The following is a 1439-nucleotide window of genomic DNA, read 5'->3' as shown; positions in this document are numbered from 1 at the left end:
GCCGGCAATCAGCCGCGTGTAGCCATCGGCAAGGGCCTGATCGACAAACCGCTGGGCATCGCCACCCTCCCACGTCACCCGTACGGCCAGGTCCCAGCCCTGCTCGCGCTTGCCCTGCACCGCCGCCCGCACCTGCTCGTTGAGGGCTTGCTTGCCGTGCAGAATCAACAGTGCCTTGGGTGTGCTCATGGATGAATGCTCCTGGGTTTAAGGTTCCTGAGGGATGTTGACCGTGGCCAATCGAAAAAAAGCCATCGGATGTAGAAATTAACCGGGGTTTGTAGCGTTTCTGACACGGATCAACTCGCACTTGGCGAAATCGACCTAGACTTATACCTATTCCCACCCGACAAGGCCGTCGCACCATGATCACCATGTCCGCCTTCCACTCCATGCTTATCCCCATCCTGACCGGCATGATCCTCCTGGCCATCGGCTTCAACTTCCGCGACAAACCCATCGGTGTGTTCGGCATGTGGATCGGCATGCTGCTGATCCTCGGCACCGTGGTTTACAAGATCCTCGCCAAACTCGCCGAATGACAATCTCACTCGCATTGCACATGACGGCCTCGTACACTCGGTCAATTCGTCGTTTTTAAGGTTGACCGCCTCGTGCTTGCCCGTCTGTTTGCCCTGCCCTGTTGCCTGCTTTTCTGCCTGCTGACCCTGCTGCCCATGGCGCCTGCCCACGCCGTGAGCCTGCCGGGGCTGCTGGGCAGCAACACCAAAACCCAGCCGCAAGCCGACGTCCCGTTGGGCCAGTCCCTGGACGAGGTGATCAAGACCCTGGAAAACGACCAGCAGCGCACCAAGCTGCTGAGCGACCTGAAAAAGCTCCGTGAGACCACGCAAAAGGCCCAGCCCGCCGCCGAACTGGGTGTGCTCGGTTTGATCGGCGGCACGCTGTCGAGCCTGGAGCAACAATTCTCCGGTGCCGACAGCCCGCTCAATCGCTGGTCCAACGAATTTGACCAGGCCAAGGATGAACTCACCGCACTGATGCTGCCGGCCAGCGAATGGCTGCCGATCATCTTTGCCTTTGCCATGATCCTGATGCTCTGGAGCCTGCTGGCCGCGATCCTGATCTGGCTCAGCCACCGGGTGCGCGAGCGCTTCGGCCTGACCGAAGAACTGCCGCAACACCCCAAGACCTGGGACCTGCTGCGCTTTGCCCTGCGCAAGCTCGGCCCGTGGCTGATCGCGTTGGTGATCACCGTCTACATGAGTTACGCACTGCCCTCGTCCCTCGGCAAATCCCTGGCGATGGTGCTGGCCTACGCGCTGGTGGTGGGCACCTGCTTCTCGGCGATCTGCGTGGTCGCCTTTTCCGTACTCGACGGCCCGCACCGTCACCGCGCGTTGTACATCCTGCGCCACCAGGCCTTCCGGCCGTTATGGCTGATCGGCAGCTTTGCCGCCTTTGGCGAAGCCGTCAGC

General features: G+C 61.2%; 1 protein-coding gene and 2 pseudogenes. 2 read left to right on the top strand and 1 reads right to left on the bottom strand.

The genetic code is table 11. The features are described 5' to 3' along the window. Positions 1 to 189: pseudogene (locus tag HX846_RS33800) on the bottom strand (lipid kinase YegS); the annotation flags it as partial. Positions 190 to 365: 176 nt separating this feature from the next. Here HX846_RS33800 and HX846_RS33795 point away from each other — a divergent pair. After that, the gene (locus HX846_RS33795) at positions 366 to 542 is read left to right on the top strand and encodes a hypothetical protein (protein ID WP_003219760.1); all 177 of its coding nucleotides are present in this window, start codon (positions 366 to 368) and stop codon (positions 540 to 542) included. 72 nt (positions 543 to 614) lie between these two features. Next, positions 615 to 1439, top strand: a pseudogene (locus HX846_RS33790) (mechanosensitive ion channel family protein); the annotation flags it as partial.

The sequence above is a fragment of the Pseudomonas sp. K5002 genome (genome assembly GCF_013386655.1).
Classification (GTDB): Bacteria; Pseudomonadota; Gammaproteobacteria; order Pseudomonadales; family Pseudomonadaceae; genus Aquipseudomonas.
This window is presented reverse-complemented; position numbering and strand designations above follow the sequence as displayed.

Coding starts and splice junctions, on each gene's coding strand:
- HX846_RS33795 (WP_003219760.1), top strand. CDS start 366: ATGATCACCATGTCCGCCTTCCACTCCATGCTTATCCCCATCCTGACC.